The sequence below is a fragment of the Desulfosporosinus sp. genome (assembly GCF_014237355.1).
Lineage (GTDB): Bacteria > Bacillota > Desulfitobacteriia > Desulfitobacteriales > Desulfitobacteriaceae > Desulfosporosinus.
Window position 1 is genome coordinate 65,743 of record NZ_JABZFS010000014.1, and the last position, 22,881, is coordinate 88,623.

The 22,881-nt window shown below is 39.9% G+C and carries 23 protein-coding genes; 3 read left to right on the forward strand and 20 right to left on the reverse strand.

Annotated features, from left to right (window positions below):
* Positions 1 to 5: 5 nt before the first annotated feature.
* The 6 genes from HGJ98_RS03030 to HGJ98_RS03055 form a co-directional block, all read right to left on the reverse strand.
* Positions 6 to 983 carry a UbiA family prenyltransferase gene (locus HGJ98_RS03030; protein ID WP_291349549.1) on the reverse strand — a complete coding sequence of 326 codons (978 nt, stop codon included), beginning with the start codon at positions 981 to 983 and terminating at the stop codon, positions 6 to 8.
* Positions 983 to 1,444, reverse strand: coding sequence for a helix-turn-helix domain-containing protein (locus HGJ98_RS03035; protein ID WP_291349550.1), 462 nt, complete (start codon positions 1,442 to 1,444; stop codon positions 983 to 985). Before HGJ98_RS03035 ends, HGJ98_RS03030 begins: the two co-directional genes overlap by 1 nt.
* Positions 1,445 to 1,591: 147 nt before the next feature.
* Entirely contained in the window at positions 1,592 to 2,227 is a 636-nt protein-coding gene (locus HGJ98_RS03040) for a DedA family protein (RefSeq protein WP_291349551.1), read from the reverse strand.
* A 253-nt stretch (positions 2,228 to 2,480) separates the two neighbouring features.
* Complete coding sequence (locus tag HGJ98_RS03045) at positions 2,481 to 3,245, reverse strand: carbonic anhydrase (protein ID WP_291349552.1); 765 nt, start codon at positions 3,243 to 3,245, stop codon at positions 2,481 to 2,483.
* Positions 3,246 to 3,419: 174 nt separating this feature from the next.
* A complete protein-coding gene (locus HGJ98_RS03050) occupies positions 3,420 to 5,135 on the reverse strand; it encodes a methyl-accepting chemotaxis protein (protein WP_291349553.1) in 1,716 nt (571 codons plus the stop codon).
* Positions 5,136 to 5,534: 399 nt separating this feature from the next.
* The gene (locus HGJ98_RS03055; RefSeq protein WP_291349634.1) at positions 5,535 to 6,257 is read right to left on the reverse strand and encodes a sulfite exporter TauE/SafE family protein; all 723 of its coding nucleotides are present in this window, start codon (positions 6,255 to 6,257) and stop codon (positions 5,535 to 5,537) included.
* A gap of 215 nt (positions 6,258 to 6,472) precedes the next feature.
* Here HGJ98_RS03055 and HGJ98_RS03060 point away from each other — a divergent pair, with 215 nt between their 5' ends.
* Entirely contained in the window at positions 6,473 to 6,946 is a 474-nt protein-coding gene (locus HGJ98_RS03060; RefSeq protein ID WP_291349554.1) for an NfeD family protein, read from the forward strand.
* 95 nt (positions 6,947 to 7,041) lie between these two features.
* Here HGJ98_RS03060 and HGJ98_RS03065 read toward each other — a convergent pair whose 3' ends face one another.
* Positions 7,042 to 7,506 (reverse strand): C-GCAxxG-C-C family (seleno)protein, encoded by a 465-nt coding sequence (locus tag HGJ98_RS03065; RefSeq protein WP_291349555.1) that lies wholly within the window; start codon positions 7,504 to 7,506, stop codon positions 7,042 to 7,044.
* Between the two features lie 133 nt (positions 7,507 to 7,639).
* Entirely contained in the window at positions 7,640 to 7,981 is a 342-nt protein-coding gene (locus tag HGJ98_RS03070) for a toprim domain-containing protein (RefSeq protein WP_291349556.1), read from the reverse strand.
* Positions 7,982 to 8,247: 266 nt separating this feature from the next.
* Here HGJ98_RS03070 and HGJ98_RS03075 point away from each other — a divergent pair, with 266 nt between their 5' ends.
* Positions 8,248 to 9,030 (forward strand): enoyl-CoA hydratase/isomerase family protein, encoded by a 783-nt coding sequence (locus HGJ98_RS03075; RefSeq protein ID WP_291349558.1) that lies wholly within the window; start codon positions 8,248 to 8,250, stop codon positions 9,028 to 9,030.
* 75 nt (positions 9,031 to 9,105) lie between these two features.
* Here HGJ98_RS03075 and HGJ98_RS03080 read toward each other — a convergent pair whose 3' ends face one another.
* The 10 genes from HGJ98_RS03080 to HGJ98_RS03125 all read right to left on the reverse strand — a co-directional run bounded on the left by HGJ98_RS03080 (position 9,106) and on the right by HGJ98_RS03125 (position 20,827).
* Complete coding sequence (locus HGJ98_RS03080; RefSeq protein WP_291349559.1) at positions 9,106 to 9,840, reverse strand: formate dehydrogenase subunit gamma; 735 nt, start codon at positions 9,838 to 9,840, stop codon at positions 9,106 to 9,108.
* On the reverse strand, positions 9,830 to 10,897 hold the full coding sequence (locus tag HGJ98_RS03085; protein ID WP_291349560.1) for a 4Fe-4S dicluster domain-containing protein: 1,068 nt from the start codon (positions 10,895 to 10,897) through the stop codon (positions 9,830 to 9,832). Before HGJ98_RS03085 ends, HGJ98_RS03080 begins: the two co-directional genes overlap by 11 nt.
* Before the next feature lie 226 nt (positions 10,898 to 11,123).
* Complete coding sequence (gene ehuA / locus HGJ98_RS03090; RefSeq protein WP_291349635.1) at positions 11,124 to 11,921, reverse strand: ectoine/hydroxyectoine ABC transporter ATP-binding protein EhuA; 798 nt, start codon at positions 11,919 to 11,921, stop codon at positions 11,124 to 11,126.
* Positions 11,922 to 12,004: 83 nt separating this feature from the next.
* The gene (gene ehuD, locus HGJ98_RS03095) at positions 12,005 to 12,655 is read right to left on the reverse strand and encodes an ectoine/hydroxyectoine ABC transporter permease subunit EhuD (protein WP_291349561.1); all 651 of its coding nucleotides are present in this window, start codon (positions 12,653 to 12,655) and stop codon (positions 12,005 to 12,007) included.
* Positions 12,656 to 12,657: 2 nt separating this feature from the next.
* A complete protein-coding gene (gene ehuC, locus HGJ98_RS03100; protein ID WP_291349562.1) occupies positions 12,658 to 13,299 on the reverse strand; it encodes an ectoine/hydroxyectoine ABC transporter permease subunit EhuC in 642 nt (213 codons plus the stop codon).
* Between the two features lie 51 nt (positions 13,300 to 13,350).
* Entirely contained in the window at positions 13,351 to 14,226 is an 876-nt protein-coding gene (gene ehuB / locus HGJ98_RS03105) for an ectoine/hydroxyectoine ABC transporter substrate-binding protein EhuB (protein ID WP_291349563.1), read from the reverse strand.
* A 373-nt stretch (positions 14,227 to 14,599) separates the two neighbouring features.
* The gene (locus tag HGJ98_RS03110; RefSeq protein ID WP_291349564.1) at positions 14,600 to 16,027 is read right to left on the reverse strand and encodes a peptidoglycan DD-metalloendopeptidase family protein; all 1,428 of its coding nucleotides are present in this window, start codon (positions 16,025 to 16,027) and stop codon (positions 14,600 to 14,602) included.
* Between the two features lie 133 nt (positions 16,028 to 16,160).
* Entirely contained in the window at positions 16,161 to 18,590 is a 2,430-nt protein-coding gene (locus tag HGJ98_RS03115) for a hypothetical protein (protein ID WP_291349565.1), read from the reverse strand.
* Positions 18,580 to 19,740 carry a hypothetical protein gene (locus HGJ98_RS03120; protein ID WP_291349566.1) on the reverse strand — a complete coding sequence of 387 codons (1,161 nt, stop codon included), beginning with the start codon at positions 19,738 to 19,740 and terminating at the stop codon, positions 18,580 to 18,582. The genes HGJ98_RS03115 and HGJ98_RS03120 overlap by 11 nt, the downstream gene beginning before the upstream one ends.
* Before the next feature lie 31 nt (positions 19,741 to 19,771).
* Complete coding sequence (locus tag HGJ98_RS03125; RefSeq protein WP_291349567.1) at positions 19,772 to 20,827, reverse strand: GerMN domain-containing protein; 1,056 nt, start codon at positions 20,825 to 20,827, stop codon at positions 19,772 to 19,774.
* A 173-nt stretch (positions 20,828 to 21,000) separates the two neighbouring features.
* Between HGJ98_RS03125 and HGJ98_RS03130 the strand changes: the two genes are divergently transcribed.
* On the forward strand, positions 21,001 to 21,294 hold the full coding sequence (locus tag HGJ98_RS03130; RefSeq protein WP_291349568.1) for a lipopolysaccharide assembly LapA domain-containing protein: 294 nt from the start codon (positions 21,001 to 21,003) through the stop codon (positions 21,292 to 21,294).
* 52 nt (positions 21,295 to 21,346) lie between these two features.
* Here HGJ98_RS03130 and HGJ98_RS03135 read toward each other — a convergent pair whose 3' ends face one another.
* Together HGJ98_RS03135 and HGJ98_RS03140 are read right to left on the reverse strand one after the other, a co-directional pair.
* Positions 21,347 to 21,688 carry a cupin domain-containing protein gene (locus HGJ98_RS03135; protein ID WP_291349569.1) on the reverse strand — a complete coding sequence of 114 codons (342 nt, stop codon included), beginning with the start codon at positions 21,686 to 21,688 and terminating at the stop codon, positions 21,347 to 21,349.
* Positions 21,689 to 21,766: 78 nt separating this feature from the next.
* Positions 21,767 to 22,672 carry a DNA-formamidopyrimidine glycosylase family protein gene (locus HGJ98_RS03140; RefSeq protein ID WP_291349570.1) on the reverse strand — a complete coding sequence of 302 codons (906 nt, stop codon included), beginning with the start codon at positions 22,670 to 22,672 and terminating at the stop codon, positions 21,767 to 21,769.
* Positions 22,673 to 22,881: the final 209 nt, after the last annotated feature.

Below are 22,881 nucleotides of genomic sequence, written 5' to 3' on the forward strand. Positions count from 1 at the left end.
ACCTCCTAGGATTTTGGATCCGTGTGCAGATCAAATAAGAATCCCACAAACATATAAGAGACTAAAAATAGAAGCATAGCCAGTTCGGTATTGAATAAGGCGATAAGGGTTGCCTGACCACAGATACACGCCCGGAAATTCGCCACCAAAGAGTAGTAGGTTCTCTCTCCGCGGGGGTTTTTAAAGTATAGGTACCCAGTCCAAAGCTCGAGGAAAAAAGTTAAACCAGCTAGAATGAGAAACATACTGTTAACCCTAGCTTCGATGAAATCATTATAATAAAGCAGCCAAAAGATTCCCGCCGGTAGAAGCGCTGATATGGCCGCCAGATATCTAGATTTATCAATTCCAAAACGCACAATAATCGTCCGTTTACCTGCAGCCTTATCCCCTTCGTAGTCTTTAAAATACGTGTAAAAAGTCATCAAACCATTCATAACGGCCACTAATATCAGGACTGAAACACGACTATATGTAAAGTAGGGAGACTGGGTTGGACCGGCTGCCAGAAAGCCATAAGCAGTACAAGTTGAGATCATCAGTCCAAAAACGATATTTCCCCAAATACCATGACCCTTAGCGTATTCATATAAAACATTGAGAAAGATTCCTAAGATTGCGGGAATAAGGGCAATTGGTTCTAAAAATATGTAGGTAATTACTAATGTAATTATCAGCAGGATTCCCGTTAAAACCAAAGCCTTTTGGGGATTGAGTTCACCGGTAACCATAGGACGGTGCGGAGCGTTCACTTTGTCTTCTTTTAAGCCTAGGTAATCATTGATAATCTGATTTACTCCCCAACTAAGAAAAAGCATGACGAGAACCACCGCTTTTTTTTCTGTAGTTGGAACTAGTTCCACTGACTGAAAGGGAGACTCTGCTATATATTCGTAAAAAGCCATGCCAATCCAACCGGCTATTCCTGTGACAAAAGCGTAATAAAGCCTCATAGATTTGACATAGGCCTTAATGAATGTCATCAAGTTTTTTCCTCCTCTCCTGAAAGCTCCCGAAACCTTTTCCTGATAAAAAGCTCATTAAAAGAAGAGCATATTCTTCGGTCTTGACTATCGAGGATCCTGAAGTGCCTAGAAATAATATTCTGCTGGATTCTAAAGTGATCCGTGCATTCAAGATTACTCCACCATACTTTTCCGCCCATGGTTCTTTCATAGTATTCGTAATCGTCGAAAGCTAAAGAGAGGATAATATCTTGAGGGTTCCCTCCAAAGGTCATCTCTAAGACATCGCTATCTCTAAAAATTGTGCACAAGGTTACTGCACCTGCCCAGCCAAGGGTAGACCGGCCCTTTTCGATCTGAACAAGAGTTTTCTTGGATATGCCCAATAGTTCGGCCATTTTATCCTGGGTATAATCACCTTCAGCACGGACTAGTTTTAATTTCTCTGAAGCTTTATTAATAAAATCCATTCTTGTCATAGGATATTACACTCCTTTAGTGTAATATTACACTATTTTTAACGCATTTCCTATATTAGAGGTATAAAAATATAAAATGCTCAACGAATCACTATTTGTGAGACGTTGAGCTATGAACAGAAGATTATCTAGATTAGAGTTTAGTATTTATCGCCGTTTACCCCGAAGGTAAGGAACAATTGTCGGCAGCAGAGAAACAAAGATTATCGCGAAAATTACATAGGTAAAATTATCTTTCACCGCTGGTATATTACCAAAGAAGAACCCAGCAAACATAAACAAAAAGACCCAGGAAAAACCACCAATAACGTTATACAAACTATATCTCATAAAGCTCATTTTACCAAGGCCAGCCACAAAAGGAGCAAACGTACGGATGATAGGAATAAATCTGGATAATATTATGGCTTTGCCGCCATGCTTCTGATAAAAGGCCTGAGTCTTATAGAGATATTCTTTCTTGATAAGGCGGGAATTTTTTGTGGCAAGTAATTTGTGTCCAATCATTTTGCCGATAAAGTAGTTAAGGGTATTCCCCCCTACCGCCGCAACCAACAGAAGGAACAAAGCCAACTCAAAGTCCAAGGCCTCCTTAGCTCCTAATGCCCCAATTACAAAAAGCAAAGAGTCTCCAGGAAGAAAGGGAGTGACTACAAATCCCGTTTCACTAAAGATAATCATAAAAAGAATGAGATAGGTCCAAGTCCCGTAGGTCTGAATGATATCAACTAAGTGTCGATCAATATGTAGGATAAAATCTATGAGTGCGGTTATTAATTCCATAAAAGCTCCTTCTACTGTTTATTTTTTCAAGATAGGTGGCAAAAGAATCTATTCGACATAGCCCAACAAAAGTCCTTTTTAGTATTTGTATACTCGATTTTCAAGTGGTAACTTAATACTCTCTGACAGGCTTTGGAGACCCCCTAATATGTGTACTAAGGAGCCTCCAATATATGCAACAAATTTTAAATTCTTAGTTATTTATCACAAGATGAGTTCTTCTAAAAGTTCTTTGACCACATTTTCCAGGTATTTAATTGATGAACCTTACAACCCCTTCATCTAGGTCATACTTAATTCCAATGATCTCAACTTGATTTACAGCAGTACCCTCTAGGATAATTGGACTCTCCATGATATCTCCTATAGCGTTTTTAATATTTAGTTCAATACTCTTATTAATTACTTCTTTCTCCGTTGTTTGGCTTGTACTTAAGGACTTAGCCTCAACAACCGCCGGTCTTATCTTCTTAATAATCGATTCAATATTGCCGTGTGTTTCTCCACCCTGCACGGTAGCAGTAACCGCTCCACATTCCTCGTGTCCAAGCACAACGACTAAAGGAGTTTTCAAGTGTTCTACGGCATACTCCACACTTCCCAATTCAACGGGAGTAATAATATTTCCAGCAACACGAATTACGAATAAATCTCCTAGGGCTTGGTCAAATAGAAGTTCAGGAGGTACTCTCGAATCTGAGCAACTCACAATTACCGCAAAAGGATGTTGACCGTTCTTCATCAGCTCACTTCGTCTTGTCAAACTAAGATCTTTGCTCAACGGCTTACCCGATGTAAACCGTTGATTTCCTTCAATTAAGAGCTGTTTTGCTTCGTTAGGTAATGAAATAATTTCTGTTCGTTTGTAGACTGGGGCAGCAGCCAACGCTTCCTGGGCAGCAGGATTCTCCGCCTCCACCGATTGATCAGCACCTGAGGAAAGCATACTCCCACAGCCATTGAGCAATATGGCTAGAGTAATCAATGTGCAGCCAAGATAGGGTAATAGTTTTCTCATAAACAATCTCTCCTTACAAAATAGTAAATAGATTCTTTAGTATTTTACCTTAATATGGTTATTCCTAATCTTAGACACTTAAAAATCCGGAAACGTTTATAATTCTTTCCAAATAACCCGAATTTAAAAGGCCAGCAGAGAATCTGCCAGCCTTTTAGTAATGCTCCTAAAATACTAGTCTACTTCAAATTTATCTATAGACTGTTGTAATTCCGTCGCGAGTTTTGACAGACCTTGGCTGGCATTTGCGATTTCTGCCATAGATGCAGCTTGCTCTTCTGAAGAAGCGGATATTTCTTCAGTACTGGCAGCATTGGACTCCGCAATATTTGCTAGATTCTGCAAGATGTCAATAATTTGATCTTTTTTCTTTTCCATCTCTTGACCTGAAAGATTCAACGTATTCATTATCCCTTTGGTCTTTTCGATTGCTACAGCTATTCTCTTAAACCTTTCAACGGTTATTTCTATGCTTTCTTCTTGTTTTTGAGCAATTGCAGAACTTTTAGCAATCACGGCTACTGCATTCTGAGAATTTGATTGTAGTTCTTGTACAATAAGCTCAATATCTCTTGTCGATTGGGCCGATTGCTCCGCCAACTTTCGGATCTCTTCAGACACAACTGCAAAGCCTCTTCCAGCATCACCTGCTCGTGCCGCCTCGATTGCAGCATTCAATGCTAATAGATTCGTTTGATCGGCAATTGCTTGAATCATCCGACTGGCTGAATGAATTTTCTCTGCACTATGATTGGTTTCCATAATACTTTCTTGGATTCGTTCTGTATAACGTTCTCTTTCTTCCGTCCTTACGGTTAAATCTTTGATGGCGACACTGCCTTCGTCCTTCATCGTCTCAACCAGTTCTATAGAATTATTAACATCGTATAAATTTAGCTGGTCCCTATTTATTATCTCTCCCAATTCCATCATTTGTTGTACACCATTTTCCATATCCCTTACCTGCTCAGTCGAACTCCCGGCAATCTGTTCAATAGTCTTCGCTACCTCTTCCACCGCAATGGCTGATTGCTGTGAAATAGTCGTTAATTCTTGAGCAGTATTGGTGACTTGTCGTGCTGTGATAGATAAATGCTTTAGAATCTCTCGCTGATTAGTATTAGCAGCTTTGATAACTTGTCCCAGGATTCCAAAGACATCCTTGCGTCTCAGCAAAGCCTCCATAACTTTAGTAATATCGAAGTTTTTATATGGGTTGTCATAGAACACAATATCTCTTTGAATTTCTTTAACTTCTTTTAATTCAATATCAGTACCAATTGCGCCTAGAAATTTCCCATTAACTATTATAGGAAGCATAATACTAGTCATTAAAATTGACTTCCCATTTAGATCATACTCATAGGGGTCTAATATTGAAATCTTACCTGTCTTTTTCGGAACGATATACCATGGCTCATCGTAGACATTTTTTAGAGGGGTTACCTCAATTAATCCTTTATCTCGATAGATGTACGAAGTAAAACGACCGTTATCATAGTAACCATCATTTCGAAACTGATCATCTTTATTATCAAAGGCATCTGGCTCCCAGAATGAACTTAGGGCTAAAATCTGTTCATTTTGACTTAAAAGCTTTTTTTGTAATTCTATAACTGCCAGTCTGTCGGTATGGCCTTGTTTTTTAATCTGGATTAACTCACCTAAGAGGGTTCGCACGACACTAACTCCCTTTTCTAGAATAAGATAATCCCCCAGTGATCCTCTCTTCAAAGCTTCTATGGATAAAGCCAAGTATTTGGATGTTTGATGTGTTTGATATATTGTGGTAGCAAGCAAGCTTACAAAACTCAGGATGAATAAAAGAAAACCATAACTTGATTCTTTAAATACAAGACCAATGAAAAACATAATTACTGCTATAAACAATAGAACTCTGTTTTTCCAAAAACTCAAATTCAACTCCTACACCTCTCTACTTATTTGTTCTTTTTTGTTCTTATTTGCATTCTTGCAATTTTTGCGCCATATCGAAAAAGAACGTAAGCACTTAAAATTACGCTTACATAATAAGATTTTATAAGAATTACGAATATTTTTCAGAATATTTTCAAAATAAAATGCGTTTATTCAGTCAATAATGACTTTGCTAAGTTATAATTAACTTAGACAAAGTCAAGATCCACACACCAACCATGGTGTGTGGATCTCGTTTAGAATTCCTATGCGTAACCCGCATTACGATAACGAAAGATATTCTGTCATCCTTGTAAGATAGTGAAGGTTCTAGAACCTTCGGTCGTTCCTCCTTCAGGATGACATAGCGCTTTAGAACATCGGAGATACTCCAATGCGGCTTAACGATTGAAAAATCACTGCTCCACCAAGAAAAATGATCAAGCAAGAGGAGACCAAAGCAAGGCGATTTACTACTTGCCATCGTTCCAATTTCTTTATTGTATGACTGGCTCGGACAACAAATAAAGCAATTGCCACCATGGTTATCGCTCCTCCGATTGAGAAGGCACCCACTAGTCCTAACCCTAGGGGAATTTGATCCGCTGATACTGCTGCAAGAAGAATAGCTAAAGCACTTGGACATGGGACAATCCCAGTAAAAAAGCCAGTGAGGAATAAGTTAAAGCGGGTTGTTGGATTAGACCCTGGCTTCATATGGTTATGATTGCAATGACCATTGCAATCATGAGCGTGAACATGAAAACTATTGATGGGCTTGTGTCTTCTCTCATAATAATCGAAGATCCTATGGGTAATTATGCTCAGTCCTATGTATATGACGACAATTCCTGAAACAAACTGAAGCCAATGAATCAGATTTTCTGGGACAAGAACTTTAATGGCTGTCGTCGTAGAAACAGCGAGCAGTGTAATCGATAGCGTATGGGCCAATGCCGATATTAAACCAATCATAATTGCCTCTTTGATTTTGGCACCTGAAGATATTAAATAAGCCGTAATTACTCCTTTACCATGCCCCGGTTCCAGTGAATGAAGCGCCCCTAAACCAATAACCGCTGGGAAAGTATACATTAAGTCCAAAGTTGATTCCTCCCAAATAAAGCTTAGTATATATATGCAAGCCTGTCTCATTACTTTCCTCTCTAGAAATATTTTATTACTGAAGGATTAGCCATCAAATAATTTCTCGTGCGGGAATTAACTGTGGGCGGATATTGTTGCCTATTGAAGCAGAACATGTTATATCTAATAAAAGGTTTCTCTCATAAGTAAAAGGAGGAAACAAAATGGGAACCGGTTTTGTTATAACGTTATTTGTATTGGGAATTATCCTCTTAGTTTTAGAGATTTTTGTTCCTGGAGGAATTATTGGTCTATTTGGAGTTTTAGCCCTTATTACTGGGATCGTGTTTTCGGTGGATTCCTTTGCCCAAGGAGTCTTCTTCGTAGGCTTATTACTACTTACTCTAACAGGGATATTCCTATTAAGTTTTCGCTTGCCTCAAACTCGTTTTCTTTGGGATAGGTTCGCCTTAAAAACCCGTCTAACCACAAAGGATGGGTATGTAACCCCTAGACAAAACTACGAGTGCTTCTTAGACAAACAAGGAATTGCACTCTGTCAATTACACCCTGCTGGAACTGCAGACATTAATGGTGAGCGACTTGATGTTGTCACAGAAGGAGCATTCGTAAACAGTGGGTCAAGGATTAAAGTAATAGCTGTTGAGGGTACGCGTATCATTGTTCGTCAAATGTAACCTACATAGTTCAATAATAAGAGCAAGTAATCATCGTTCTATCGAACGATGATTACTTGCTCTTAATTAAAATTAACAGGAATGTGTGAACCTTACTAGGCCATAGCAGGCCAAGTGAAATCCTCATCAATTAATTTCTTTTCTTGTATGAATTCCATTAGAAGCTTAGCGGTACCTCCGGTAAGTTTGAGACACTGACGTAAATGCTCTGGTGAATCAAACTCATGAGTATTCAAGGCCCGACAGCATGTGACTTCATATTTTTGAACGAAACGGTCATGAAAGTCATGAGCAAGGTTATAGGCAGGTTCTCTAGAATCCCCTGGAGCATTGCGACCTTTAAAAAGCCCTAAAACCATAACTGAACCCGTTAATGCACCACACATACAACCAGCATGTCCTAATCCTCCCCCAAAACCGGTAGCCATTTTTAAAGCCTCAGGGTTTAAGGGACTGTTCAGCATCTCATTAAACGTATGAACAATTGCTTCTGCGCAATTTAAGCCACCTTTAAATTTATTGCCTGCACGCGCCCGAGCTTCCATGTTTAATTCATCCATTAATGTTTCTCCCCCTCTTCGATAAGTCATTCCTAGTAATTCTACACAAGTAAGCTATATTCCTACTATTCAGAATAAATAATTTGTCTATGTAGATTTCAGTTAATGTCGAAGAAGAGTCATGAAAGATCTCTCAATACACGTCTTCGCCTTCCGGCATTTTCACTGCGAAGTAAGCACCCTCAAGGATTCTAGCTAAAACATTTAACGGGGTGGTTGCCACTTCTCGATACATACGATGAGTGTATAAGTGACGAACGTTAGGAAACTCTTGTTTAAATTGCCGCCGTGCCTTATTGCCCGCCTCATCAGCGTCAAGGAGAACGCACACTTCATCATCACTGTAATTTGCAATCAGTTCTTCTAACTTATCTAATCCTATCGTCCCATTGGTGCAAACAATCTCTACAGGTTCATCTAAGAGCTGAAGCAAACGTTGTTTATCGGTTTTTCCTTCAACAATGATTACTCTCATATTCCACCTATACTTTCTTTACATTGTTATCTATCTGATTATAATACCACTCCATGCTAGACTCTACTCTTTAACTTTCAAACTATTTAAAGGTCTTTGAGGTTCTATTAAAGAGCCTAGTGGCTCATAATCTTCATTAGATAGGGATTATTGAAAGATACTCGCTGAATTTATATTCATTTTTTACTGATTACATCTCCAATAGTATAGAATTTCCAGGTATAATGTAATCAATAACAAATTAATTAAATGAATGGGGGATATAAATGAGCTATGGTAAACATCTGAACTTTAACAAGGATGGTAGAATCGGAATAATAACTCTGGATAATGCTAAAGGATTCAATTTGGTTGGAACAGATTTTCTTCATGAACTAGATGAAATCCAAAAAGAGATCCTAGCTGATCACGACCTAGGTGGAATCGTAATTAACGCTAACGGTGATAATTTCTCAGCTGGAATTGACCTTAAATTCTTAAAGGATGTGAGTTCTCAGTTTATAATGGATAACCTTCTGTGGCTGCAAAACCTATACTCTTTCTGGCAGGAATTACCGATCCCTGTAATTGCGGCTATCAACGGACTTTGTTATGGTTCTGCTACAGAACTCATTCTCGGTTGCGATATTCGAATTGCGGCAGATAATGCAAGATTTTCGATTCCTGAAGTCCGGTTTGGTTTATCTCCTGATATGGGAGGAACAACACGCTTAACTCATTTAGTGGGAATTGGGCAAGCTAAACGGCTAATTATGGGTTGTGAAGAAATTGATGCCGAAGAGGCATTGCGAATTGGGTTGATTGAAATTATGGTAACCAAAGAGACTCTAAATGAGCGGGCTATGAAACTTGCGCATAAAATGGCTGGTTTTCCACCTGCAGGGATTCGCTTTGCGAAAAAAGGAATTAATCTAGCCAACGAAAGTAGTGTTCAGGCGGGATTACTCTTCGAACAGGCACAATCCACGTTTTGCTGCGGTACTGAAGATTTGCGCGAAGCAGTTACGGCCTTTCTCGAGAAAAGAAAACCAGTCTTCAAGGGAAGGTAAAGAAAACTTGGCTGGCGGAAGTATAATACCTTGTTAACGAAACTCCCCGCGTTTTTTCGCGGGGAGTTCTTTTACTCATAGATTTAGATTATCTGAAGTACTGGGAATGGTATCATAACCTGCACTGTTTTCCGTTATTTCGCCATTGCGAAGGAGTTTAGCATACCAAAGACTATGTCGATGTTTAACATAGTCCCGATTGATTGATCCTGAAAACATTCCAGGAAGAAGTGGACGGTTTTCCTTTAGAAGGAAGGCTGCTAAGTGTCCGATGACTCCGAAAATTATTAAACCTGTACCAAGGTTATGCAGGGCAGTACTCCAATACAAAAAGGAGTTCGGAAGGTCGACGCCAGGTACATTCTTAAGGGTTTTAATTAAGCCAGTAATAATTAAGAGGAGAATACTTAGCCCAATGAACAAATAGGCTACACGTTGTTCGGCAAGGTATTTATCCGAGGCCGGCTCTTTTCCTTTGGTCAGCATTGCTTTAATAATTTGATAGGATTCTTTCATGTCTCCCTTGCGGGGAAAAATATCAAACTCTCTTCGAGCAAGGGCATACACGATATGGAAAGAGACAGCAAATAGGAGCAAAAACGCAGCATAGTAATGAAGGTTAATGGTTATGAAATAATCTCCAAGCCATTGTGCTCCAGGCAATTTCGTCACGTTATATCGAGTATACAAGGGAAGTTGCCCTAAGCCAGTAACTATAAGCAGCATAACTGAGAGGGCCGTTGTCCAGTGGACAAACCTATTTACAAAGTTTTGCCTTAATAGTTTATCCTGCTTTTGACTATTCTTCATGGTTATTCTCCCCTCCTTGTTCCTGTAACTTATTTCTTGTTTGTTTAGCTCTATTCCCTTTCATTGTCCGATAGGCTGTTATGCCGGCAACTGCTGCTCCCGCAAATGGGGCTATAACGGCACTCATTAACATTCCTTTTCCCGTAGAAAGGTAGTTTTCGACATTAACAGGCATCCCCGGACGACCTGGAGCAGCGTCCTTTTTGCTCATTTTGTCTGCTTTTATTGCTGCGTCAATCATCTCGAAGGGGACTGTCGAAATGTACAAGGTCGAGGTTCCTCCATTTTCTTCGTCCCCATAGACATAGCCTCTGATCTCTTCAGCCCGTTGATAGGCAAGAGCTCTTACGTCTTCTCGAGGACCAATGGAAAGCGCCCCCTTCGGGCAAGCACTTACACAAGCCGGTTTTTTGCCCGATGCCAGAAGGTCAACACACATATCACACTTATACATAACTCCACCGCCAGCTAAGTCTGGTGCGATATCCAGGTAAAGACCAACTCCCGCTTGTCGTTGGGGAATACCCCAAGGACATACATCCCGACATTTAGCTCCTCCGAAGCATAGTTCATCATCAATGGACACTGCTCCTGAGGAATCCTTAGTGATGGCACTAAAAGGACATAGTTTCGAACAAGTCGGATTATCACAATGCATACAGCGTCTTGGAACATAAACTTCTTGCTCTTCTCCATTATGCTCAACCCTTACATGATCAACAAACGTCCAATTATAGGGAGTCAGTCGGCTTTTTAAATCTCGTTTATCTGACCAATCTTCCACTTTATCTTGGGGCCAATACTTTTTTAATGGTTTTTTCGGTTCAGGGAATCGTTCCTGATTATGCATACGGCATGCTTCAACACAATAGGGTGTTTGATAGTTTTTACAACCGTCACACTTGGTTAAATCGATCAGAGTACCTAGTTTTCCATTACTCAATTCTGAAGCCTGAACTGGCTTATCTAAACCAGTTGCTGCCAATGCCCCAAGTAAACCAGCTGCAGTAGTTCTTTTGAAAAATGTTCTGCGAGAGATTGCCTCATTTTTATTCATCTCCATACCCCCTATACCCCCCACCTGTATTTGTATTATTAATATCATAAATCGCACCTTTATTCAAGGGTAATTTTTGGAATACACCCAGGGGGTAAAGGGGGATCCCTTCGTTGCTTTCGCGTGTCAAACGCGTGTCGCGGGGACGGTCCTTTTTGACACGCCAAAAAGCGGGCCGATAGCCCGCTTTAATTGAAATTTTTTATTGGATTATATTTTGCGTTTTTTAATGTCTGTTAAAACGGCTTAAGAATGTTTGTAAGCGTTCACTCTCAGGATTATTGAAAATTTTCTTGGGTGGTCCTTGCTCAATAATTCGTCCTTGATCGAAGAATAAAACTCGATCTGCTACATCTCTTGCAAATTCCATTTCGTGGGTAATTAGAAGCATTGCCATTTCCCCTTCAGCAGCAATTGCTTTGATGACTTCCAAGACTTCACCGACTAACTCTGGGTCGAGGGCTGAAGTTGGCTCATCAAAAAGCATTACCTTGGGTCGCATAACTAGAGCACGAGCAATGGCTACACGTTGTTTCTGTCCCCCAGACAGCTGAGCGGGGTAAGCATCTATTTTTCCAGCTAGACCGACTTGCTCAAGCATCGTTACAGCCCGTTGTTTGGCTACTTCCTTACTTAAACCAAGAACATTTCGTGGGGCTTCCATGACATTACGTAAAATTGTCATATGTGGGAATAGGTTAAAGTGCTGAAAGACCATGCCGATATTGCCACGCACTTGATGCAAGTGCTTCTCATTGGCTTTAACCAGTTTATCTTTAACCCTTTGATGCCACAACATTTCCCCATCAACTTCGATTGTCCCGGATGTTGGTTCTTCCAAGGTCATAAGCAGACGGGCCAAGGTTGTTTTTCCAGAGCCACTGGGCCCTATAAGAGCTACTTTTTCGCCGGGAGCAATGTTAAGATCAATATTTTTTAGTACATGAAGATCGCCATAGGACTTACTGATATTACTATAGGTGACAATTGGTTTTATTACAGCCTTCCGAGGATCGTTATCAATACTCCTGGTTGGTTCCTCATGATAAATCAGTTTTAACGGTACACTCACACGATCAACCTCCTTCGTTATTTATGCATCTAAACCTATCTAAGGTTTAGACGAACTTCTAAGCGCCTCACCATAAGGGAGGATGAATAACTCAGTATCAAGAACATCACGCCTACTATCGTAAAAGCTTCCAGATAGCGGAATGAGTGAGAACCAAGCATCTTAGCTGTTTGCATTATCTCAACAAGTGTGATCGCCGAGAGTACAGGTGTTTCTTTGAACATAGTTATAAGATAGTTCCCTAATACTGGAATTACAGGCGGAATTGATTGAGGTAAGATAATTTTTCTCCAGGTGTCTATCGGAGAAAAATTCAGTGCCTTCGCAGCTTCCCACTGTCCTGGAGGAATTGACTCAATCCCCCCTCTATATACCTCGGATAGATAGGTACTATAGTGCAGTCCTAATCCAACAACCCCAGCAACAAAAGGTGAAAGTGACAACCCATGCTCAGGCAAAACGTAAAAAATGAAATACAGTTGAACTAAGAGCGGAGTGTTTCTGACGAACTCTACAAACCCATGGGCAAATAGGGATAGCGGTTTAAAGGCGGACCTGCGAGCGAGGGTCAAAATCAGACCCACAACTAAAGCTACTGCAAAAGCTACAAATGTAGCTGAAATAGTAATTTTCAAAGCAGCTAAAATCTCTGGTAAAATCTCTAGAGTATATTCCCAGCTCCACATATTTAATACCTCCCCGCGGATAACCTGTGCTCAATCCACCGAATCCCTCGAGTGAAGGGTAGGGAGATGACAAAATAGATGACTAATAGCACTGAAAATATTTCTGTCGGACGCATAATTGAGGAATTGAGTACTGTTGCGACAAATGTCAAATCAGAAAGTGTTACCAAGGAGACAAGAGCTGTGCCTTTCAGCATTTCGATAATTAGATTGCCGAAGGCCGGAAGCATCATCACCAAGGCTTGAGGTAAGATAACAAGCCTAGTTCTTTGCCACGGGGTCATATTAAGGGCAATAGCTGCCTCTGTTTGTCCCTTTGGTACGGAGATAATCGTACTGCGCACTATCTCAGAACCATAGGCTCCTGCATTGAGAGATAGTGCTAAGACACCTGCAAGCATCTTGGGCAACATAATACCAAACAATGGCAAGGCAAAGTAAATCCAGAAAAGCTGAACAAACAATGATGTCCCTCTAAAAACCTCGACATAGGTAGTGGCCAGTATTCGGACGGCTTTGTGTTTTGAAAGTCGCCCAAAACCCGCAGCAAATGCGAGGAAAAAGGCAATCACCGCTGAAAACAAGGTTAATTCAATTGTTACTTTTGCTCCCTCCCAGAAAGAAGGGAGAATATCAAACCACATAGGTTTACACCGACCCCTTTCGGAAAGGTTATTTACTGATTAGAATTTATATTACTTACTCAACTCCGCGGCTGTTTTGTCACCAGGAAGTTCTTGTTCTGTGAATCCAAAGGGAGAAATGATCTTTAACAGGTCACCGGATTCTTTAAGCTTTTGGAGTTCACTGTTAAAAGCCTCACGAAAATCTTTATCTTCTTTACGGAAGGCAGTGGCGCCATATCCTCGTACTTCTTTGCCATCAATAACTGGTTGCTCAAAATCCATGACTCTTTCCAAATCAGGATTGTTAGCCGTTTCAAGCGTTGCTTGGACAGATGGACCAGTTGCAGTAAGAGCATCAGCACGTCCGGACTGGAGAGCCGACAGGGCAGCTGGCATATCAGGAACTGTCATGATTTGCTTTAATGGAACTCCAGATTTTAGAAGATAGTCATACTCAATAGCTCCTCCAGGAACTGCGATTATTGCTTTAGGATTAGCAGCAATGTCTTTATAGCTATGAAGATTTAAGGGATTTCCTTTTTTAACAGCAATACCTTCACCAATACTATACTCAGGGTTAGCGAAATCCACTTCTTTGGCTCGATCAGGATTAATAAACATACCCGCAGTGATCATATCAAAGCGCTTAGCATTTAATCCGGGAATCAGAGAAGCAAATTCAGTTAATTCCCCTTTCATTTCCTCAATACCCATATTTTTGAGGATTGTTCGCGCAACTTCTACAGCCTCTCCGGTGAGCTTGCCATCCGGTGTTTGATAGGCATAGGGTTTTTCATTGGCGAATCCAACAACTACGTACCCTCTTTCCTTAGCGGTTTCCAAGGTAGATTTGGCATCGTTCTTCGTTTCAGCTGCACCGCACCCTGCTAATGCTAAAAGGGACAAAGTTAAAGTAGCAGCCAGAAATAGTTTAAATCGTTTCATGTGTAATCTCCTTCCAAAAATAAATTTAGTTCCTGCTCTTTTTTAGAGCACCATCTGGCAAAAAGGCAAACAATGAGAACCTTTAGGGCTCCCAAAAGAAAAAAGCGCATGGTAAAGATACATGATTCAGACTAACTATAGGAGCTGAATCATGGGTCTGAGCTCTATGATACTCAACGATCATAACACCAAGGTACCACCTTTGGCAGTTCCCTTACGTTCCTTTTGGGAAATATAGCCTTTAAGCCAAACAATATTTTACTGACAACCCAATGATATCAGATAAGTTGTCTGAGTGTCAAGGTAAAAAAAGGTCTTAGACAATCTTTGAATAGACTGCCTAAGACCTTTTGACATTTCAAACTAAGTTTGCTTACCTTAGAGACTTGAGTGGATTTACTGTACTTCCATTGATAATCACTTCAAAATGCAGATGTGACCCAGTAGAGCGACCAGTTGATCCCACTAAACCAATCCTTTGACCTTTGGACACACTCTCTCCTACAGAAACCAGAAGTTTAGTAGAATGAGCATAGCGTGTCATCACTCCATTACCATGATCAATGACAATGGTACGTCCATAATTACCGGCCCATCCTGCACTGACAACTTTACCGGCACCAGCGGCTACATATGGTTCACCCTGGTCTCCATCAATATCAATTCCTGTATGAAAATCTGAGCCACGATATCCATAATAAGAAGTTATTCCTCTTCTCAAGGGCCAGGATAGCCCGGAAGCAGTACTCCCACTACCACGAGAATAGGCAACTGTTACTCTTTGCGGTCCTTTCTTAATGACCTGGGAAACAGCTTCTTTCAATACTTTTTCATCTTTAACGGTTTGGGAAACGATCTTGCCATTTTTTTGAACGTAAGCATATTGTACTTCTTTTTGTCCATCACTACCCGGTTGTTTTACCTTTGTTTGCCCACTCGATAGGCTTGAGTCCTGTTCAGTTATTACATCAAAGGGAATGGTTTCCGTTTCTGTGCGAATTCCTTCACTTACCACATTTAAGTAGGGCTTGACCTTTTCTAAAACAATTTTCTCCCCCGGTTTTAGAATGGTATCTTCATTCGTTCCAGGGTTACTGGCTAAAACTTCTTTAGTCATCATATCGTTTTTACGAGCTATAAGCCACCAAGAATCATTTTCTTGAATAGTGTACTCAACTTTTTGCAGATTACCTTGTTTTAGCTTTTCGAGAGCTTGCTCATAGGAAATAGCTTGTTCAATAGGGACTTCAACCGGCTGAGTCTCAACTTCATCTTCAAATTCAACCGATGATACTAGATTTTTATCACTAGGCTGAGCATAATATTCTTTAAGATCGTTTAGTAGTTTGTCACCGTCTTCTGCTTTGGCTAGAACAAAAATCGGCTCCTTGTTAACTGTCAGCATGACTCCATCAACATAATAGGAAATATCCTCTGCTAAGTCTTCCTTTGAAAGCATACGAAAGTCAGCGTTCTTGATTCGGACGGATGAGTAGGTAATCCCATCATGGGTCTTGGCTTCGATCCCCAGGGGAGCTCCTTTTTCAGAGAGAATTTGGTTTATCATTTCCTCGGCTTGAGCTTCATTTGCAACTAATCCAATCTTTTCTCCATTTACAACAATATAAACTGCCGAAGTTGTTGAATTTAGATAAACCAATCCACTACCCATGAGCAGCATAAGTACGATGGACCCACCAATTATTCTTGGAGATTTCCATGATATATTTTTTATTGTGAAAATCTTAGCTTTTATCGTTTCAAAATAGTGCTTTAATGGTATGTCATTGACCTTTTTCATAGAACCCCCCTAATAAACGTCATTTCGCTTTTGAGTTTATCCCCTATCATTTTCTATTATTCTGCCATTGTTGTCAACCTTATGGGGAAATCTACACAACTCACTCAGTTATAGATGATCTAAAGGACCTTAATTAGCATTCCATGCCTAAAATGAACCAACCTCTTCCCGCAAGAGTTTCCCTAAGGTTAGAATTATTCTCACAAAAAATCACCTGTCTAGAAAATGAAAATTTTTGAAGATAGTTGGTTATTTCTTCCCAGAAAGTCAGGTCTTCATTCTTTACTTGTCGGACCGAGAAAATCAGGGGTAAATCTATAGTATCGCTAAGGGCTAACTGGGCGACAGCCATTCGATAGGAAAAATATTCCCTTTTCACCGATGTCTCTTCTATGAAGGACTGAGTCTCTGAATAGAAGCAGTGGTCGTATATCCACTGTTTTTCATCACCAAGTGTCTTTCCATGCTTCTTTTGCCATTCTTGCCAGGACAATTCCAACAATTCCCTAGCGTCAACTAAAGCATGGCGTAAGTCTTCATACGCCGTCCATCGACGTTTAACTTCATCAATTTTTTTCTCAAGAACTGATAATGAAGAAACATTGCGGTTACTCCGTAGACGTTGTTTTAAAACCACTAAGTTATCTCGGATTTCGTCTTGTTCTTTATACCATGCTGACATTTCTATTCGTCTTTCGTCATTAGAAAGACAGCTCTCACGTTCTAATTCTGCTATGGGTTCTAAGGACTTGCCTAGTTCTACAATATTCCTATCGCCGAGTAGGTTATGTAATCTTTCTGAAAGTGCAGCATGTTCTCTTTGGATATCGTCTCTCTCTTGAAGTTGATTGGCGACGTTTATAACTGCCGAAAATGCCTCTTCTCTATCCTCGGTCGGTATCCCCCAATTATTCAACCTTTGGCGCAAGAATTCAGCACTTTCAGCTAACTTTTTTTCTACGGTCATCTGTTGTTCAAGCTTACGATGCAACTCATCTAATTCTACAAATAGTTGGTGTTTTTTTCGTTGATAATCTTCCCATCCCTTTAACCACTGTGAGAAGTCAGCGGCCTGAACCGCTGTAAACGCCTGTTTTAATAATTTATTACGCGAGTCCACAATTCGACGTAAGTGACTTTCTTGACTTATTTTATCCTGCAGTCTTTCCATTTGCTTTTTCATGCCCTTGACTCGTTTTTGTAGGTCATGATATTCCTTAAGCTTTCGGATAAATTCCTGATAGTTTGTTACATTGTATTGTTTGTAGTTTTGGAGAAGCTGATTGGCTAACCTTTCAGCGATGGTTGTCAAACCTAACGGTTTCAGTACTAATCGATCAAAATAGTTAGCTGGTTTTGAGTATCGCCACCACTCTAAACGCTTTTCCTTTTGGTCAATCCTATGGTTCTCAACCTCTGTAACATCTGCCATTACGGATAACTTTTGAAGATGAGCACATTTTTTATAGTATAAGAATTCGAGTCCAATAAGTCCTCGTCTCTTAACAAGAAGCTTACGCAATTTCTTTTGGGCAGTATCCCTTTCCTCTTCTGCCTGCCTCAAACGTTGATCCTCGTTTTCAGCTAATCCATGGTAGCCCGATGTTTGTAAAAGGTTTTGGATCCCGGTAATATAGTTTGACCGCGTCTGTGTTTCAGTAACTAAGGAACTATAACTATTCTGTAGACACCCCCACTCCAAGAACTCTTCCCGCAAGCCTTCAATGACGGTCCAATTCAGATGAGTTTCCGAGGAAATGGTCTTTAAATTTGTTTCTATGTTGTGTAACCGTTCTTCCAATCCTTCAATCTCGTCATTCAGATGGCGTAGCTCACGGTAATCTGGATTTTGCGAAAGAATCTCTAATCGTTTCTGTATATCAGCTGTTAATAAAATCTTTTCATCAAGAATTATAAGTTTTTCTTCTAAATTTTTTATTTCTATTTCAAGCAATCGTTCTTCTTCTTGGTGACGGTGTGCAGTTTCCCATTCAAACCTTAGGGCATCATATTCCGCTTTAACTAGAGTCATACTATCCTTTTGTTCTTCAACTCTCTTTTGAGCCCCAGCAATAGAAGCGCGAACTTTCTTTAATGAGAGTTCCTCATCCCCTCCTTGACGCAGGTTGCGAACAAGTCTAGCAAAGGTATCATAGTGATCATTTTCTGGCCATTCTACAATCCCACCTTGTAAAAAAGCCTGATGTTTTAGTCTGAACAAATAATCTCCAATCATCATGGTTTCTGGCAAACAAATTGTCTGTCCATTTTCGTCCAGTAAGGTAGAATGCAACTCTAACTTACTGTCCTTTTCCATAAATTCAGTACGAATACGATAGTATAAACCTTCTCCAGACATCCATACTTCTACTAAAACTTTCTGACCTGGTGTTGTTTGGAATTGTAGTTCCTGTTGATTATAAAATATGGCGAGCAATAGATCCCTGAACAACCTTTGATGACCGGGATCCTTAAAGGTAAGCAACACAGGGCCTAGGGGAAATATCCAATCGATATCCCCTAGACCTTCTGAATTATTAATCCTTATTCGTTCAATCCTCATCGACTAACCGTCCCTGCCCCAGCGCTGTCAATCCGATTTTCTGAACTAATTCCCAGTGTTCAATATCCTCTGATCCACTGGCATTTACCAAGCGCTCTCGCAATTTTTCAACAAATATTTGAGCTTGAGTAGGATAACCGCTATTGCTCTTTGCCGCTAAGATTCCATTTGATCTGAATTGCGGATAAGTTCTCAATTCTGAAGTAAGAACTTCAATGAAACGAAATTCAGTCTCCAGGATTTTCTGTAATGGTTGGACCATTGTTTCATTGTCCAATATTGTTCCAGTCAACTTAATTCTAAACAGGTCTTTTTGACGTTCTTCAAAGCTGGTTTCTGCCAGTAATTTCGCCGCAACCTCATTAATAGTTGAAGTCCCTTCGATTGTTATAATCTTTTCAGTATACTGGCGTTGACCTAATTCCCGAAATTCAAAGCGAGAAGATTCTTTATTAATCTCGCCAAGGAGCACACCATGATGCCCCCCACTAAGAAAGCTTCTGGCCTCAACTGAACCGCAATCTGCCCAGAATGTTTCTCCAACTTGCTGGATTCCGCTCCAGACATCCCGGTGACCCAAGGCTAAATAATTTAAACCGCTTGAAGAAATCTGCTCTTGCCGAATAGGAATAAACCCTTCTGTACTGTTCTCTGGATCTACGGCAGCATAAAGAAGCATAAGCTGAATCGCATCCTCATTCGACACCTTGAAGCCATCAAGGAAAGGTCGTTCCTGATGATAAGCTGTCCAACCCGCCCCCCAAATTATAACGTTATGAGAAGGAATTTTGACACTGCCAACCCTACTGGAGAATATGTGCACATTCCTTGGCCAAACCGCTAAGCGATAGGCAGACGTTATAATTAAGGGATCACGCCTGCCCGGGGTTATAAATATTCGCGTATTGTCTAATTCAGAGAAGGACCTCGCTACTCCTTCGATGGTCTCTCTGCACACATACTCTTGCTCAAATAAATCTCCAGTTATGAAGAGAAATTCGATATTTTCTGTACGACAAAGGGTGATAACCGCTTGGAAGGTGTGCCATAAATCTTGATTTCGGAGTTTTGCCCATGCCTCCGACCCATCCCAGGAGGGACTGTCAAAACGAAAACCAGCACATTGTAAGAAACGTACACATGTAGCCAAGACTTTTCACCTCATCCAGTGAATTAGGGGTTCAAGGTAGTTTAACGCTGTTTTTCAGGTCAACTCGGAAAAACTCACCCTTTTTCATCATATAATGCCCAGACGCATATGGACTACCTTCGATGGTTATATAAACTTTGTCCACCCCATAATAGTTTCCCAGTGTATTAGTGATACTCTGTAAGATCATAGTTTCATAACCTGACCCAGCGTTCATTTCACTTACCAATTCTTTTGTAAAATCTACATAGACCATGTTGTCCTTGTTTAAGTATAAACTTTTAATCTTAACATTTGGGCTTAAAACCTTGGAAATTTCCCCTTTAGGCAATTCTTTAAATGCCTTTTCAAAGATAATCTTTGTTAGATCATTCGTTTTAAACGACAGCTTTTTATCAATAAAATATAGCTTGTCGTCATTGACATTTGGATAGTAGAACCGTACGGTTTGAATTAACGGCACATTATTCTCTATTTTACTTAAAGTCGAAGTAACAACATATTCATTTGAGGTAAAAATAGTTTTTACTAGACCAATACTTGGGGCATAATAGTCTTGAATCTTATTGTCTTCACCTTCCGTCGTCACTTCTAATGCCTTGTAAGTACCTGAAGGAGTGGCTACGTCTACTGCCACATTTGTAATAGAGCGTCTTCTACCATCTGCCAAGGTCCAATTCGTTCCGCTTACTAGCGGTTCTTTTAATAGAATTTCATTTTTATTTACAGGGCTTTGGGTTAGATTCTCTCGATAATAGGTTTCCCCTTTCACGAATAACAGGTTAAGTTCACCATCTTTATTTTCCAGAACCTGAACCGTTTCTGTCCCGCCGTTATTCGATCTTATCTGAACACGGTTTCCTTCGATATAATCCACAAAGACGTTGTAAGAAGCATACTCATTCCCTTCACCCTGATAAATATAGTTCGTATTTTCTTTATAGGTATAGTAATCCTTAATAGTAAGTGATTGCTTTGATTCCTGTGGATTAGAATTCTCAATCGGAGGTTTAATTTCGTTCTTATTTGTGCAACCATTTAAAACCAAAAGCGCTAATAATAATAGAATAACAAATATCTTTTTCACATTTACCCCTCCAATGTTTTTATCTTAGTATAGCACTTCTCCAATCGAATACACAGTCACATACTTTAGACAATAATCTTACGGTGGAATATTATAGTAATTAGTATAAAATATGCAGGTATCTCGTTGCTTTTAGTCGAATTAGTTTATTATTAACTGAGGAGGTATTGCTAATGTTTGTTCTTATCTTATCTCTTATTTGTTCCCTTCTAATAGCACTCTTTGCTGTACAAAATGCAAGTTTGGTAACCATTCATCTTTTTTGGATCACGAAAGAGGTGCCACTAGTCTTAGTAATCTTAGGGTCTACCTTTGCAGGAGCTTTTATTATGCTTCTCTTAGCTATCTGGCGGGGGCTAAGACAGAAACTGAAGCCCAAGCAAGAAGCGAAGGATGAAAGTCTGATTAATGACCAATCAATCCAATCTGCAAAATTGACCACCACCCCATCTGATAATGGGGACTAGAAAAAACGAGACATTACCCATATAAGGGTCTTGTCTCGTTTCTATTACTTGTTCAAACTTCTATTGAATATGCCGAAGATGGATTAGGTGCTAGTATTACAAAACATGACATATCTTTATCTCCCGTGTTTGTTAAACTAAATACTTCGGTTCCTTTGCAGTGTATAACATCCCCTTGACTAATCTGGTGAATAATCCCATCTACCCCCATTTCCCCTTGACCAACAAGAACGTGAATTATTAAATCGCTTTGTTCATGGTTGTGAGGGGGAACTCCTTGGCCTGGTCGAAAATTTAATACGAAGCTCAGAACTCTGGTTTCCTTAAAAAGGATTCGTTTAGTAAGCTTATCATCCATATAGACAATTTTGTCTGAGAGTTTCTCTATTTTCATAATTTGCCTCCCTTATTTAGGTTTGTTTCTAGATTTATGTTCTACACTTTAGATTTTTAAATACTTAAATTGGGAAAATTAGTGTTGACAGTGAGGACAAAAAAATGCATTTCTACCACCAACTTCTGCTCTTTGAATTGCTTCTTGACAAACAAAACATGGTTGACCAGCCCGATCATACACTTTGAAATAAGTATTATATCCCCCAGTGAAATCATCCCATACGGCAAAAGGTTCCTCTATATCCCCTCCGAGGCGGATAGAATCACGAATGATACTTACTAAGGAATCAAATAGTTTCACCTTATCAGCGTGACTTAGTGTTGAGATCAACCGTGTCGGTATAACGCCTGCACTAAACAAGGCTTCATTTGAATAAGCATTTCCGACACCAGCTATATTTTTGGGATTCATTAGCCACGGCTTGATCATCCCCCTTTTTCTCTCAAGTAATTGAGAGAATTCTTGGGCACTGAAGTTTGGATCTAAAGGGTCTCTTCCTAATTCCTGTAATTTTGTCCTTAGTTGCTCCTGATCAAGGTAGTGTAAGTACCCCAGTGTTAGTTTGCAGAAAAAAAGTATCGAGCCATCCGATAACCCGAAAACTACGCTTGGTTTTCCTGGCAACTCTTTAATTCTTTTTCTTATATCCTCTGCACTGCTAATTAAAATCTCATTTTGTAAATATAACGCTTGGCTCACGTCATTTTTCTGCGGACTATCTGAATTATTTGTCAAGAGGAAAACCCTTCCATCCAGCATCATGTGCGTAAGAAGAGCATGACCGTCATCAAGATGAAATATAAGATATTTACCCTGGCGTGATATGCTTTTTATTTGTTTACCTATGACCAACCTGGTAAATTCTGTAATTTCAAGGTTAATGCTTTTAGCTCTGAAGATATTAACATGGCTGATACTCTTTTCTTTTACCCATTGGTTTAAATAGTTCTTATATATCTCCATTTCAGGAACTTCAGGCATAAAACCTCAATCCCCCTTCACCTCTTTGCCTACTTATAATTCCACGGACCCTCTCGATTAATGCATTTTTCTAATCTAATTTATCAACGTCATAAATCTGTGTCTATAGGCAGGAATTTTACTAAATGAGTTTAGAACTTTGGGAATTTGAGTTTATTTTTTGCTTCCGTGAGAAGACTATTGATAAAGCAAGGAAAGGATGTGCCTAA